The sequence below is a fragment of the Chryseobacterium daecheongense genome (genome assembly GCA_027920525.1).
GTDB classification, from domain to species: domain Bacteria; phylum Bacteroidota; class Bacteroidia; order Flavobacteriales; family Weeksellaceae; genus Chryseobacterium; species Chryseobacterium proteolyticum.
On record CP115858.1, the window covers coordinates 2,959,659 to 2,973,969 of the forward strand.

Annotated in this window: 11 protein-coding genes; 7 read left to right on the forward strand and 4 right to left on the reverse strand. The window is 36.7% G+C overall.

Annotation, left to right across the window (positions count from 1 at the left end):
* Positions 1-228 precede the first annotated feature (228 nt).
* The 5 genes from PFY10_13045 to PFY10_13065 all read left to right on the forward strand — a co-directional run bounded on the left by PFY10_13045 (position 229) and on the right by PFY10_13065 (position 8,227).
* A complete protein-coding gene (locus PFY10_13045) occupies positions 229-3,054 on the forward strand; it encodes a TonB-dependent receptor (GenBank protein WBV55163.1) in 2,826 nt (941 codons plus the stop codon).
* Between the two features lie 37 nt (positions 3,055-3,091).
* Positions 3,092-4,363: a DUF5690 family protein gene (locus tag PFY10_13050; protein ID WBV55164.1), complete on the forward strand. Its 1,272-nt coding sequence runs from the start codon at positions 3,092-3,094 to the stop codon at positions 4,361-4,363.
* Between the two features lie 12 nt (positions 4,364-4,375).
* On the forward strand, positions 4,376-5,530 hold the full coding sequence (locus PFY10_13055) for a TIGR03364 family FAD-dependent oxidoreductase (GenBank protein ID WBV55165.1): 1,155 nt from the start codon (positions 4,376-4,378) through the stop codon (positions 5,528-5,530).
* A gap of 4 nt (positions 5,531-5,534) precedes the next feature.
* A complete protein-coding gene (locus PFY10_13060) occupies positions 5,535-6,203 on the forward strand; it encodes an HAD hydrolase-like protein (GenBank protein ID WBV55166.1) in 669 nt (222 codons plus the stop codon).
* A gap of 170 nt (positions 6,204-6,373) precedes the next feature.
* Entirely contained in the window at positions 6,374-8,227 is a 1,854-nt protein-coding gene (locus tag PFY10_13065; GenBank protein WBV55167.1) for an alkaline phosphatase family protein, read from the forward strand.
* 81 nt (positions 8,228-8,308) lie between these two features.
* On the opposite strand, the gene PFY10_13070 is transcribed toward PFY10_13065, so the two are convergent.
* From PFY10_13070 to PFY10_13080, 3 genes are read right to left on the reverse strand one after another with little or no spacing between them, the layout of a single operon-like run.
* A complete protein-coding gene (locus PFY10_13070) occupies positions 8,309-8,788 on the reverse strand; it encodes a GNAT family N-acetyltransferase (protein WBV55168.1) in 480 nt (159 codons plus the stop codon).
* A gap of 13 nt (positions 8,789-8,801) precedes the next feature.
* The gene (locus PFY10_13075; protein ID WBV55169.1) at positions 8,802-10,217 is read right to left on the reverse strand and encodes a PLP-dependent aminotransferase family protein; all 1,416 of its coding nucleotides are present in this window, start codon (positions 10,215-10,217) and stop codon (positions 8,802-8,804) included.
* A gap of 43 nt (positions 10,218-10,260) precedes the next feature.
* On the reverse strand, positions 10,261-10,626 hold the full coding sequence (locus PFY10_13080) for a hypothetical protein (protein WBV55170.1): 366 nt from the start codon (positions 10,624-10,626) through the stop codon (positions 10,261-10,263).
* 497 nt (positions 10,627-11,123) lie between these two features.
* On the opposite strand from PFY10_13080, the gene PFY10_13085 reads away from it, so the two are divergent.
* Both PFY10_13085 and PFY10_13090 read left to right on the forward strand, forming a co-directional pair.
* Positions 11,124-12,164: a glycosyltransferase family 9 protein gene (locus tag PFY10_13085; GenBank protein ID WBV55171.1), complete on the forward strand. Its 1,041-nt coding sequence runs from the start codon at positions 11,124-11,126 to the stop codon at positions 12,162-12,164.
* A 53-nt stretch (positions 12,165-12,217) separates the two neighbouring features.
* Positions 12,218-13,060 carry a lipopolysaccharide kinase gene (locus PFY10_13090; protein WBV55172.1) on the forward strand — a complete coding sequence of 281 codons (843 nt, stop codon included), beginning with the start codon at positions 12,218-12,220 and terminating at the stop codon, positions 13,058-13,060.
* Positions 13,061-13,240: 180 nt separating this feature from the next.
* Here PFY10_13090 and PFY10_13095 read toward each other — a convergent pair whose 3' ends face one another.
* Positions 13,241-14,236: a phosphotransferase gene (locus PFY10_13095; protein ID WBV55173.1), complete on the reverse strand. Its 996-nt coding sequence runs from the start codon at positions 14,234-14,236 to the stop codon at positions 13,241-13,243.
* Positions 14,237-14,311: the final 75 nt, after the last annotated feature.

The following is a 14,311-nucleotide window of genomic DNA, read 5'->3' on the forward strand; positions in this document are numbered from 1 at the left end:
TATCTTCCTTTCATGTGTATTCACATTTTGAGATACTCTCTTTAAAAAAAACAACCAAACCCTCTGTTTTACAGCACTAATTATCAATTAATCTTATTTTTTAACGACAATTTTACGTAATACACCCTTAACAATATGGTGTTATTTGTTAATCATTACTTAATACCGAATATTTACATATATTAAAATTATTGGCTTGTTTTGCATAAAAATTTAATATTTGTAAAAATGAAAACAAGATTGAAGAAATTACTCCCCCTTATGTTTCTTTGTTTCATTGGATGGGCATCCGCCCAAAAACAAACGATTACGGGAGTTGTATCTGACGAGAATCAACCTCTTCCCGGAGCCACGATCAAAATAAAAGGATTATCTAAAAATATGGTTACCGATATTGATGGTAAATTCACCATTAATGATCTTAAGGCAGGTGAATATAATTTGCAGATAAGCTATATAGGATATGAAAGCACTACTCTTCCTGTAAGCATTCAATCCGAAGAAAATACTGATCTGGGCATAATCCGATTACAACAAAAACATAAAAATATTGACGAAGTAATTGTTACCGCCACATTAAAAAACAGCGAAGCAAGAGCTTTAAATCTTCAAAAGAATGCAATCAACATGACCAATGTAATTGCTTCGGATGGTATCGGAAAACTTCCGGACAGAAATGCCGCAGAAACCGTTCAACGGGTCCAAGGTGTTTCTATTGAAAGAGACCAGGGAGAAGGACGATTTGTGTCTATACGGGGACTTCCTCCGTTCTGGGCTTCAACAACGATTAATGGAAACAGGCTTCCAACGGCAGAGGAAGAAACCACTTCAAGAGCAACTGCTTTTGATTTCTTCCCAACAGAACTCATTTCTTACGTGCATGTCAATAAATCTTTTACTCCGGATATGGAAGCTGATGGAATAGGAGGCGGTGTGAATTTTATTACCAAAACCCCTCCTATGAAACAAGAGCTAAAGATCACGGTTGGAAGCGGTTACAATGCAAAATCGGACAAGGGAGTTTATAATCTGGGCTTATTGTACGGAGGAAGAACAAAGGATAAAAAGCTGGGATACCTTTTCAATATTGCCCACTTTACGAGAAACTGGTCTACAGATAATTTTGAGGCGAGAAGAAGTGGTGACCAGGGAGTCTTCAGATTGGAGTTGCGGGATTACAATGGGGTAAGAAAGACCACGGGGATCAATACAGCTTTCGAATACGTGTTGTCTCCAAAGAGCACTCTTTATTTAAAAGGAATGTACGGAACGTTAGCAGATGATGAAACCCACTACAAGCACAGAATAAGATTCGATAAATTCAGTTCTGCCAACAATACGGCAAGAGTGGAATTACAGAATATCCATAATCTTCTGATTACGCAGCTAACCTCTGTGTCTCTGGGAGGGATCCATCAATTGAATAAAGGAAAAATAGATTGGGACTTGTCCTACTATGATAACCGGTTCAAATATGGAAACATTCCGGACAAACAAAACAATTCTTATTATGTGATCAAATACACTCAGTCCGGAGTTGGCATTGATCCTAATTATATTGCAGATCGCGGAAATGGGCCTAGAGCGTATTGGAAAGCCGATGGCGGAAAATTGGATTATAAAGATCCTGATGCATTATTTGGGTTCTACAGTGACCCTAATTTCAAAATGGATGCTTCTCAAATGAGATTCACAGATCTTGAATTCTACAAAGTTTTTGTTGAAGAAAAAGACAAAATTGTAGCGGCCTTCAACCATGAGATTTACGCCTCGGATAAACTGACCTTCAAGTATGGTTTTAAATACAGGGATAAAGAGCGTAATGCAAAATTTTCAGATATTTTCTATAGCTGGAACAACGGAACAGCTCCCCTCCTTTCTGACTACGGGCAATACATTACTACGCAGCCTAACGGTCCAAAATATTTAAGTGAAATGAATGCCCATATTGGCAACAGTCTCGGTCCCGTTTTATCGACTACCGGAATGGACCAGTTCTGGTTCCAGAATCAGGGAAATTTAAAAATAAATCCCGCAGATTCCGAATCTTTGGAATACAATAAAGCATTGGGTAGAAACTTCGATGTATTTGAAAAACATGCCGACGCATATGGAATGGGAACATATAAACTGAATGATAAAATTACAATATTGGGAGGAATCAGGTTGTCTAATACCAATACGAAGGTAAAAGGTTATAACGTAATTGATGATAAACTGGTTCCGGTAGAAGATACTAAAAAATACCTGGCCGTTTTACCCATGCTACACATCAAGTATGCATTAAACGACAAAACAAATTTTCGTTTTGCAGCAACAAGAACTTTTTCAAGACCCAATTTCGGGGACCTGACACCTGGAGGAACTTATATTGAGGCCGACAACGAGTTTAAAGGAGGAAATCCTAATCTTAATCCGACGTATTCGTTAAACATTGATCTGATGGGAGAATACTATTTCTCCAATGTAGGTATTTTAAGCGGAGGGATCTTTTACAAATCCATCACAGACCCCATTTTCCAGGATTCTTTTGTAGGTTCATATAATGGAAATCCGGGAGTTCAGTTTACAGCACCCAATAATGGAAAAACAGCGTCATTGGGAGGTCTTGAGCTTGGCCTGAACAGAAGATTCGACTTCCTTCCGGGATTCCTGCAATATTTCGGAACACAGCTAAACGCTACTTTCATGACTTCAAAAATGGAGAAACCCAGTGGTAGAAAGGTTGCCCTTCCTTATCAGGCAAAAGAACTATACAACATACAGTTATTCTTCGAAAAAAAGGGATTCAATGCAAGACTGGCGTATAACTATAAAGGAAAATACGCCGTGGAATACGCTGAAGATGATATCAATGACACGTACTATGGAAAGTACAGCAGCTTAGATTTTGGAGGATCTTATCAGTTTACAAAATTTCTGACGCTGTATGCAGATGTAAATAACATCCTGAATAAGCCTTTGATCTATCATTTCGGAAAGAATGAAAATCGCCCTGAACAGGTGGAATATTATGGTGTAAGGTTCAATATGGGAATTAAACTTAACTTCTAGCAGGGTCAAAATGGAAGGCAACACCAATAAAAATAGAATGGTAACACTGAAGGCAGCATTTTCTGCTTTCGGTGTTTACTTCTGCATGTACGGATTCCGAAAGCCTTTTACGGTAGCTTCATTCGAAGGCCTTGCATACTTCGGAGTGGATTATAAGGTCCTGATAATCATTGCCCAGGTTATGGGATATTTTATTTCAAAATTTGTTGGAATCCGATTTATTTCTGAACTAAAACCCGCGAAAAGAACCTTCTATCTGTTGAGCTTTATTGCTATTGCAGAGCTTGCATTACTGGGTTTTGCAATCTGCCCGGCACCTTACAACATTATTTTTATGTTCATTAACGGTTTTCCGTTAGGATTGATCTGGGGAATTGTTTTTTCCTATATTGAAGGAAGAAAAACGACGGAGATCATAGGCTTGTTTTTATGCTCAAGCTTTGTCGTTTCGTCCGGGTTTACCAAATCTGTCGGAAAATTTATAATGGATACGTTTGGTGTTTCAGAATTCTGGATGCCTTTTACAGCGGGATTGGTTTTTATTATTCCTTTGGTCATTTTCGGCATCATGCTAAATAAAATTCCCAAGCCATCAGCAGAGGACATTTTATTAAAGAATAAAAGACAACCATTAGACAAGCCTGCAAGAAGGGCATTAATCCGCCGTTTCTTCATTCCTATGATGTGCATTACTATTGTGTATATCAGTTTAACCATTCTCCGGGATTTCAGAGACAATTTCAACCGTGAGATATGGGATGCCCTTAGCTTTACAACAGACAGCTCTGTTTTTACTCTGACGGAAATTCCGATCGCCATTGTAGTGCTTTTAATTTTAAGTCTTATGGTAAGGGTAAAAAACAATAAAAAAGCTTTTGCCTATTATCATTACATTCTTTTTGCGGGAATACTAACGGTAGGATTTTCAACGTATTTCTTTCAGCATCATATGATGTCTCCGTTTCTATGGATGATGGTCTCCGGAATGGGAATGTATCTTTGCTATATTCCATTCAACGGAATTTATTTTGACAGGATGATTGCGGCCTTTGAAATCAAAGGAAATGTAGGGTTTCTGATTTATTTTGTAGATTCATTTGGTTATCTGGGCAGCGTTCTGATCTTACTTTATAAGAATTTCGGATCTTCCAAAACAACATGGCTGAATTTTTATATTCACCTCAACTATTTCATCGTAATTACGGTTTTGATTTCTTCAGTGATTGCTTTCCTAGCTTTCAAAAAAAAATCCAAACCTAAACTAAATAAAAATCAATACATCCATTTCGATGCTTCGAAAATGGTTTAAAACAAAAGTAAAATGACAACAAAATTTGATCTTATTGTTGTGGGTAGCGGAATTCTGGGAACATTCCACGCTTATCATGCACTAAAAAGAAACCTTAAAGTAGCTTTGGTAGAGAAAAATACACAGCCTCAGGGAGCTACGGTAAGAAATTTTGGGCAGGTGGTTCCATCGGGAATGGATCTTAAATGGCAAAATTTCGGAAGAGAGAGTCTGGCCATATATAATGAGCTGCAATCCCAAACAGATCTAACAATACGAAAAAACGGTTCTGTTTACCTTGCTTCCAATGAAGAAGAACTTAAGCTTATCAATGAACTTTATGACATCAACCGGAAAAATGGTTACGAGTCTGTTCTTCTCTCAAAAAACGATTGTATGAAGAAATTTGATGGACTTCGTTCAGATTATTGTAAAGGCGGATTATTCTTTCCGGAGGAACTTTCTATAGATTCGGGGGAAATGATCGTCAAACTTCATAAACTTTTACAGGAAAAACTGGATTTAAAGATCTATAATAATACGACCGTAATTGAAACGTATGAAGATAATAATCAATGTGTTGCCCAGACATCAGACGGACAGCAGTTACAGGCTGCAAAAATAATCATTTGCGGAGGTCATGAGTTTAAAACCTTATACCCTAATGTATTCAATGAAAGCGATTTAGTGGTCACGAAACTGCAGATGCTACAAACCAAAGCTCAGGGTATTTATTCCTTACAGGGAAATATCCTTACCGGGTTATCCATCAGAAGATACGAGTCCTTTCAGGAATGTCCTTCCTTTCAGGAAATCAAGGCGTTAGAAACCCCTGATTCTTTCGAAAAGAGATATGGGGTCCATATTCTATTTAAGCAGGCTCTTGATGGATCTATCATTTTAGGCGATTCTCATGAATATGCAAGTGCAAAGGATTCGGATGCCCTGGGATATGACCTGAATATGGAAATCGATGAGTTTATGATCAGCGAGGCCAAAAAGATCATTGATCTTCCAACCTATGAAATTCAGAGAAGATGGTTTGGGATCTATTCTCAATGTAAAACAAAAGATATTTTCGAACATAATGCTTCTCCCAATATTCATATCATCACAGGTATCGGCGGCAAGGGTATGACCGCAAGCGGTGGATTCTCAAAATTTAATATAGATAAAATATACGCATAAAATAATGAAGAACATAGAATTATTGGTTCTGGATATGGCCGGAACAACAATTAATGAAGACAATGTAGTTTATAAAACTTTAATGCACGCAGTAAATGATTACGGTTATAATGTTACTCTGGAAAAGGTATTATCGAGCTGTGCAGGAAAGGAAAAATTAGAAGCCATCAGTGGTTTACTTATTGAAATAGGTGGCGACGCAAATGATTCCCTTCCCATTTTTGAAAATTTCTCTGATCAGCTAAAAGTAGCGTATCAGAACCTTGATGTAAAGCCGATCGAGGGTATTGAAAATTTTCTGCTAAAAATGAGGTCCAAGGACAAAAAAATTATTCTTAATACGGGATATACCTATGATATTGCGCAGCAGCTTCTGGATAAGCTGGGATGGAAAGAGAATGTATATTATGATGCCCTTATTACGGCTAATGATGTATCCGAAAGTCGCCCAAGTCCTGAAATGATTCATCTGGCCATGCAAAAATTCAACATCCTTGATCCTCAAAAAGTGCTGAAAGCAGGAGATTCGGTGGTTGATATTGAAGAAGGAAAAAATGCAGGGTGTGGATTAACGATTGCCGTTCTTTCTGGGGCTCAAAAAAGATCCGAACTTGAAAAATCCAATCCTGATTATATATTCAATACCCTATCTGAGGCTGAAGAAGTTATCTAGCATATTCTTTCATCTTACTACTGATCATTCAGCCTCAGTTTCTTATCGTTTTTTTATCCTTTAATTAACTTTAAGTTCACACATGTTTACAAATAGTAAATTAATTTTACAAATAATAAAGTATTAATTACTATTTGTAAACATCTTCATTTCAAAAAACAAAAATTTCTATGAAAACAAAACTATTTTCAATGGCAGTTATGGTGAGCTGCTTTTTAAGTGCTCAGACAAAAAAGGTTCTTTTTATCGGAATCGATGGTTGCCGGGCAGATGTTATGATGTCTTCCGATACACCTAATATTAAGTCGTTAATTACAAAATCGGTGTATTCCCTTGACGGCCTTTGTGCTGCGACCACCTGGAGTGGAAATGGATGGAGCACCATGCTAACTGGGGTATGGCAAACAAAACACAATGTTCAGGATAATAATTTCACAAACCCGAATTATGTAAATTATCGCGATTTCCTTACCCGTGCAGAGGCCTATAATTCAAATTTAAGAACAATCTCCCTCGTACATTGGTCGTCTATTAACGATATTATTATTAAAAATGCAGATGTAAAGACCAATTTCAGCACAGATCTGGCGGTAAAAAATGCTGCCGTAGATGCATTGCAGAATGATAACCCAGATATTCTGTTTGTGGATTTTGATGACGTGGATCACGCAGGCCACTCTTATGGTTTTTCTTCGACCGTACCACAATATGTTTCCTCAATGCAAACAACAGACACTTATATCGGAGAAATTGTAAATGCGATGAAAAACAGGTCGACTTACAACAATGAAGATTGGCTGGTAGTCCTGACAACAGACCACGGGGCAGTAAATAATGGCCATGGAGGAGGAAATCTCTCTGAAAGGAATATCTTTACGATCTACTCTAATCCAAACCTTACTCCCCAACAGATCAGTAAAATGGACATCGATTCGAATATCACTTTCAACCAACTTAACTTCCCTGCCGGTACTTATGCCAAGCCTGCCAACCAGGTTCCTTTTAACTTTGGGGCTAATCAGGACTTTACGATTGAATTTTGGGTAAAGCCTAATGCCAGCTTCTCGAGTGATCCTGTAATGATCAGTAATAAAAACTGGAACAGCGGAAAAAACAAAGGATTTGTTATCTCAGGATATTCGGGACAAACCTATAAAGTAAATATTGGTGATGGTACGAACAGAATTGACCTGGTAGGAGGAAAAATGGAAACCAATAAGTGGAAACATATTGCGGTAAGTTTTGATAGGGATGGCCTTGTAACTCTCTATGAGGACGGTGTGCCTGTTACTTTTGCCAAAATGAATACAATCGGAAATATTGATTCAGGGCTTCCGTTAACGATCAATCAGGACGGAACCAATACTTATGGACAGAACCTGGCCGCTTCGTACAAAGACATCAGGATCTGGAAATCAGCCCTTCCTAATGATGTTTTAGTTAATTGGGCTACCCAAAATATCACTTCTGCCCATCCTTATTATGCTAAATTACTGGCTAATTGGAAATGCAATGAAACTTCCGGCAATACACTAACAGATTCAAGTTCAAACAGTAATAACAGTACGATTACAGGAAGTCTTACCCGTAGCCTCAATACAACAACTAACTTTAAAATCTATAATTATTTATCTACCACAAGAGAAACAGATCATCTTCCAACTGTACTGAACTGGCTATGTGTTCCTGTAGAAAGCTCCTGGGGAATTGATGGTACCAACAGATTATCCAGCTGCCAGAGCAATACTTTATCTGCAAAAAACACGGAAAGATCAGCAGAAGATTTTAAGATATATCCCAACCCGGCAAATCAGAATATCAATATAAAATTCAAATCTGATGAGAAAGAAATGACATTTACAATCATCGATACCCGAGGGTCCGTGGTTTTGTCCAAAACATCGAAATCATCGGATGGACAATATGACGAGACATTTGATATTCATAAGGCCCCAACAGGTGTTTATTTTATAAAAGTTACAGGAGTCCAGAAGTCCCTGACGAAAAGCTTTATTAAGAAATAAGAAAGAATTTCAATATCATTAGTAGATTTAAATTGGATATTAGAACGAGGATTACTCCAGGTTCTAATATCTTTTTTTTATTTAATCCCTAAGCTTTAGCTCCATCTGTGTATCGCAACGGTTATACGCCGAATGAGTAACCGGAATATGCTCAAATCCAAGCTTTTCATATAATTTAATCGCTGGCACCAAAATAGAATTGGTCTCCAGAAATATTTTCTCCGCGTGTAATGATTTTGCTTTCTCCACCAAAGCCTTTCCTAAAAGATATCCTATCTTTTTACCCTGGGCCTTGGGGCTTACTGCCATTTTCGAAAGTTCATAGGTTTCAGGTCCTGCCTTCACTAAAGCACAGGTTCCTACCACTTCATTATCCAATAGGGCAAATACAATGTGACCTCCTTTACTGATAATATATTCCTCAGGATTATCAAGCAATTTGTAATCCCCGCTTTCCATCACGAAGAATGTTTTGATCCACTCTTCATTCAATGCTTTAAAAGCTTCTTTGTATTGAGGGTGATACGCCTCAATCTTTACTTCATTATTCTGGTCATTCATATTCTTTATAGTATTAAATATTATTCTTTATCATATTTCCGAGTTTTTCAATATCACTTTCCACCCTATCGGTCCATTCCAGGGCATAATTCAGTCGCATACAGTTCCGGTACTGATCATATTGTGAAAACATCCTTCCCGGAGCAAAATTGATTTTATGACTAAAAGCTTCGTCAAAAAGATCCTCGGTACATATCCTTTTATCGAGCTCCAGCCAAAGCATAAACCCGCCTTTAGGTTCCGAGATTTTGGTATTATCCGGAAAATAGGAGGTAACCGCTCTCTGAATCTGCAAATAATTGGAATAGACTTTATTTCTGAACATTCTTAAATGATGATCATATCTTCCATATTCAAGAAAATCAGCAATCACATCGGAGTATAATGACGGACTGCATACCGTCTGAACCAGCTTCTGGCGGATGATCCTGTCTTTAAACTGTCCCGGGGCGACCCAACCTACCCGGTATCCGGGAGCCATAGTCTTGGATACAGAGCCTACCCACATCACCAGCCCTGCTTCATCATAAAATTTACAGGGCTTGGGGCGTTCTGCTCCAAAGTATAAATTCCCATAAATGTCATCTTCAATCAGCGGGACATTGTAATGAGTAATTAATCTTACCAATTCCTTTTTATGCTCATCGGGCATCTGAAAGCCCATCGGATTATTAAAATTAGTCACAAAACAACATGCCGATAATTTCGGCAATACCTTTTTCAGGGCATCAAGATCTACTCCATATACCGGATGGGTAGGAATTTCTACGGCTTTCAACCCTAATAGCTGAATAGCCTGTAAGATCCCAAAATAGGCCGGACTTTCAATCGCGACAGAATCACCGGGCCGCGTCACTGCCATCAAACTGTTATAGATGGCATTCATTGCTCCGGACGTAATGACCAGGTCGTCTTCTGTAATTTTCCCTTCCATCACTAAAGACCATTTGGCAATCTCCCGGCGAAGATTATGATTCCCTTGTACCGGCTCATAATTCGTTCCAAAATCATTTTTACTTTTGATTACATTAATGATGGATTTCTTCATCTTAGCCAAAGGCAGAAAATTCTTGCCGGGTATAGCTAAAGCAAATTGGGTGATTCCTGAATCTGAAATCGTTCCGAATACTTTATCTATAAGATCTTCTTTGGTTCCCTCTATTTTGGAATCCTTCATTTTGGTTACAGATGGAAGATCCAGTTTCCGCTGGGAAGTGTGGCTTACATAATATCCAAACTTGGGTCGGGACTCAATCAAAGACCGGCTTTCCAATTCCATATAAGCCAGTTTGATCGTATTCAGGCTTACATTGTATAACTTCTGGGCACTTCTTAGGGAAGGCAGTTTATCTCCAAACTGTAAGGTTTCAGTCTGGATCTGCTCCATCATTATTTTTGCTATTTTGAGATATAAGACTTCTTTGCCCATAATATCATTGTTTTACATAAAGCAAGCAAAAAGCTATTCATCCTTAAATATTGATCCAGTTTATGATCCTGCTGATGGTACTTTTCAATTGCCCGGGGTCATTATAATTTTCTGAAGGAGCTTTTTTAAAACAATCTTCAGCATACTTTTTGAAAGCCTCTTTTTCTTTTGCATCCATATTCCCGGCTTCAAAAATCACAAAATCTATTGTATCCTGATCATTGATGATAAGACTTGCAAAAGCTATAATTTCATCTGTTTTTTTGGCCATTACAAAAGGAAGTCCAAAGTCTTCATTCACTTGCTTCAGATTTCTCTCTTTTACAAAAATCTGTTTCAGGTGCACCAGATCAGAAATATAAACCTCATCAAACTGAAGTTTGCCTGTAGGCAGAAAGCATGTTTCCATAGTGTTTACATTAGATATGTAAAGTTAAAACACAATGCTAAAAGGACACAGATACAGAACTTACTATTATTGTGGGTACAGCAAATTTATTAAAAAGAATTGGTTTGTATTATCGGAGCGTTATTCTACCGGTATGGTATCGAAAACCCTTCAGCTAAAATCCGGAAAATAGTTTTGCAGAGATTTGAAAGGTTCAAATAAATTTTCAAATCGAACAGGTTGATTCTATGCTTTCTTTATTTTAAAGACTTTTTATCCTTTTATTAATTTTTTATCTAAAAAAACATCAATTGTCCATAACCTGAAATCCTTATGAATAAAGGACTTTACAAACATTACAAAGAAATTTTCAATTGTATACATATTAAATTTTATAAACACAATTAACTTTTCAGCAAATAATCAATCAAATGATTGTTTTGTGCTAATTTTATACATACGTTTTTTTTAAGGAATGTTTAATACGAAATCGGGATTATCATGATCCCAGCTGAGCTATGAAAATACCCAAACAACTCAATGTGATCAGGAGGAAGGTAATGCGTGGTCTTACCAAAAATATGGGCCAGTCGAATTCTACCGTTAAACCCGGCAAAGAAGTCATCATAAAAAAAATATTGATTTCACGCCCCAACCATAGATTAGGGAATTTATTATTGCTGTCCCCTATCGTTCAGGAGGTTAACGATACTTTTCCGGATGCCAGGATTGATTTATTTGTAAAGGGAAGCATATCACCTATTATTTTTAAAAATTATAAAAATATTGACCAGATCATTCAGCTTCCGAAGAAACCTTTCAGCAATCTTCTGAAATACATCCGGAGCTGGAGTTTGCTTCGCTGGAAAAAGTATGATTTAGTGATCAATACCAGCCATAGCTCGTCATCGGGAAAAATATCCACACAACTGGCCAATGGCGATTATAAGTTCTTTAATGAATGGAGTGATGAACTTCATTCAGAATATCCGGATTATCCGCATGCGGCAAAAAATCCTATTTATAATTTGCGAAAATTTCTTACCCACCTGGGATTTGAAAGAAATACAGGAAAGGTCCCTTTTTTAAATATAAAGCTGAGCCCGGAAGAAATAGAAACGGGTAAAAGGAAATTAGAAGGAATTACTAAAAACGATAAAAAAACCATTTGTCTTTTTACCAATGCCACAGGCGATAAATGCTATTCCAATACCTGGTGGGCATCATTCTATGAAAGCCTGAAAATGACATTTCCAGATTATAATATTGTTGAACTTCTACCGGTAGAAAATATTTCCAGATTAGATTTCAAAATTCCCAGTTTTTACAGTACCGACATCCGGGAAATGGGTGCCTTTATAGCCAATACCAGTGTTTTTATTGCCGCAGATAACGGTGTAATGCACTTAGCCAGTGCCGTAGGAACACCCACAATAGGATTGTTTATGGTAACGGATGAAAATGCATATAAACCCTATAACGATAAGAGCTTCTCCATTAATACAAATAATGTTAAGGAATCCGAAATACCGGATTTAATAAAAACGGTCCTTCAATAACCGTTGACTAATATTGAAAACACACAAACACACACCACAATTATACCACTCATATGAATCTTGTTCTTGCACCAGATTATGCTCATTACCAAGATGAAATAATCCGTATTATCAAAAATTTCCATAGTGAGGGGACTTTAATCGGTCCCGGAAGCAGAAATATTGTAAAGTCATTTTCCATCAATGGAAAAAAAATCAATTTTAAATCATTTAAGCAGCATAATTTTATCAACCGGCATGTCTACAAATACTACCGGAAATCCAAGGCACGGCGGTCTTTCGAATATGCCCATATGCTGATCGATAAAAACCTTCACACCCCACAGCCGATTGCTTATGTAGAGTTTCACGACTGGCTGGGTCTTACCAACAGTTATTATATCAGTGAACAACTGGAAAACATATATACTCTGGAAGATGTGATGTACGCACGAAGCCCCTTTGAAAACCTGAAAGAAGTCATTAAAGAGTACACTCAGCTCATCTATTATTTACACGAACAGGGAATTGAGTTTATCGATAATTCTCCGGGGAATTTTCTTATAAAAAAAATCAACGGCGCTTATCGTTTTTTTATGGTGGACCTTAACAGAATGAATTTCCACACTGAATTTGAAATGCCCAAAAGGATCAAAAACTTCTCACGGATAACCAATGATCCGAAGATTCTTAAACTGATCAGTTCAGAATATTCTAGGCTGGCAGGAATTTCTTCGGAATACTTCCTTACACAGATTGTTAAAGCCGCCAATACTTTACAAACCAAGCGAAGAATAAAAAAGGTTCTGAAGTTTTATAAATATTTCCTTAAAGTACTTCCCGTTCCTAAAAACTTAATTCTTATCTCATTAATCAGTTTTTTAGAATCTGATTTACCTTTTCTTGTTTTTGCCTGAAGGTCAAAAATTACAGTAGAAGGAAGGTGTTGATTTATAGTCGGAAGAAATTATCAGCCCCCGAGTAATTATCTAAGAATAATTGAAATATAAAGTCCTGCTTCTTTAAGTGGGATTTTTTGTGGGCACATGCATTAATACTGGTTTTAATCTTTGAGCTCTGTTATTATTGATCCTTTTTTAATTATTAATATCAATTTTTTGATAAGCGATCCATCGTTTTAAATTCCCAACCATCCTTTTTAAATGATCTTCATTCAAGAAAATATTTGTCCAATATTCAAATCTATCGCACTGAACACTTATGTAGTAGGTCATAATTGCTAAACATGCGTAGGGCAAAAACTTTTTTTCTTCGTTACTAATTTTAGTTACAGTTTCATACCCTTTAATGAAACTATCGGCTTTTACCTGATATTCTTCTTCGTTCAAATGAGTTGTAAACAACTGAAATAGAAAATAGGAAATATCAAAGCATAAATAACCGTTGCCACAAAAATCAAAGTCAAAAAATGTTATTTCTTTTTCATTATCAATATGTAAATTATCAAACCAAACGTCGAGATGAACAGCTCCATATCTCATTTTACGTTTGTCCGTACTATTCATTTTTTGCGTTAAAAAAGCAGAAAGTGTTTCTAAAAATTCATTTTCGTTAACATTTTTACTATAAAATTCTTTAGTTCTTATAATAGGATTCTTAAGCAAATTTTGAGCATTGTAGGTTATTCGCTTCAGTTCAATATTTTCTGTGGATTGGTGAACTTTTGCTAATGCCTGTCCAATCAGAAAACTTGTTTGGTGGGAGAATTTTGCTGTTTTTATGCCTTTAGCATATGAAAATAAAACACCAAATCGTGTTCCTTCTGATGCTTCAATTTCCTGAATGAAATTGTTCGATTGATCAGCTATGGGAAAAGCAACTTGTCGGCCTGCTTCTTTTAGATGAATTAAAAGTTTTAGCTCTTCTTCAATTTCTAATTGAGATCGCCAGTTATGTGTATAAACTCTAAAAACATATTTATTTTCGTCATCATGAACAATGTATAAATGATTCATGGCAAGCCGAAATACTTTGCATTCAGTTTTCTCGGTTAATTTATAATTTCTTTGAATAAACTTACCAAGTTCATTTGGTGAAAGCGTGCTATTTATGGTAGGAAATTTCTCTGTCATTAGTTTTTCGTTCGTAGTTGAGTTATAATGTGTATGCAGTTTTGCTCGTAATTTTCAGCCTTATATTTACTAAAT

What these genes read in the sequence shown, in the direction of transcription:
- PFY10_13045 (WBV55163.1), top strand. Translation starts at nt 229, where the DNA reads ATGAAAACAAGATTGAAGAAATTACTCCCCCTTATGTTTCTTTGTTTC.
- PFY10_13050 (WBV55164.1), top strand. Translation starts at nt 3,092, where the DNA reads ATGGTAACACTGAAGGCAGCATTTTCTGCTTTCGGTGTTTACTTCTGC.
- PFY10_13055 (WBV55165.1), top strand. Translation starts at nt 4,376, where the DNA reads ATGACAACAAAATTTGATCTTATTGTTGTGGGTAGCGGAATTCTGGGA.
- PFY10_13060 (WBV55166.1), top strand. Translation starts at nt 5,535, where the DNA reads ATGAAGAACATAGAATTATTGGTTCTGGATATGGCCGGAACAACAATT.
- PFY10_13065 (WBV55167.1), top strand. Translation starts at nt 6,374, where the DNA reads ATGAAAACAAAACTATTTTCAATGGCAGTTATGGTGAGCTGCTTTTTA.
- PFY10_13070 (WBV55168.1), bottom strand. Translation starts at nt 8,788, where the DNA reads ATGAATGACCAGAATAATGAAGTAAAGATTGAGGCGTATCACCCTCAA.
- PFY10_13075 (WBV55169.1), bottom strand. Translation starts at nt 10,217, where the DNA reads ATGGGCAAAGAAGTCTTATATCTCAAAATAGCAAAAATAATGATGGAG.
- PFY10_13080 (WBV55170.1), bottom strand. Translation starts at nt 10,626, where the DNA reads ATGGAAACATGCTTTCTGCCTACAGGCAAACTTCAGTTTGATGAGGTT.
- PFY10_13085 (WBV55171.1), top strand. Translation starts at nt 11,124, where the DNA reads ATGAAAATACCCAAACAACTCAATGTGATCAGGAGGAAGGTAATGCGT.
- PFY10_13090 (WBV55172.1), top strand. Translation starts at nt 12,218, where the DNA reads ATGAATCTTGTTCTTGCACCAGATTATGCTCATTACCAAGATGAAATA.
- PFY10_13095 (WBV55173.1), bottom strand. Translation starts at nt 14,236, where the DNA reads ATGACAGAGAAATTTCCTACCATAAATAGCACGCTTTCACCAAATGAA.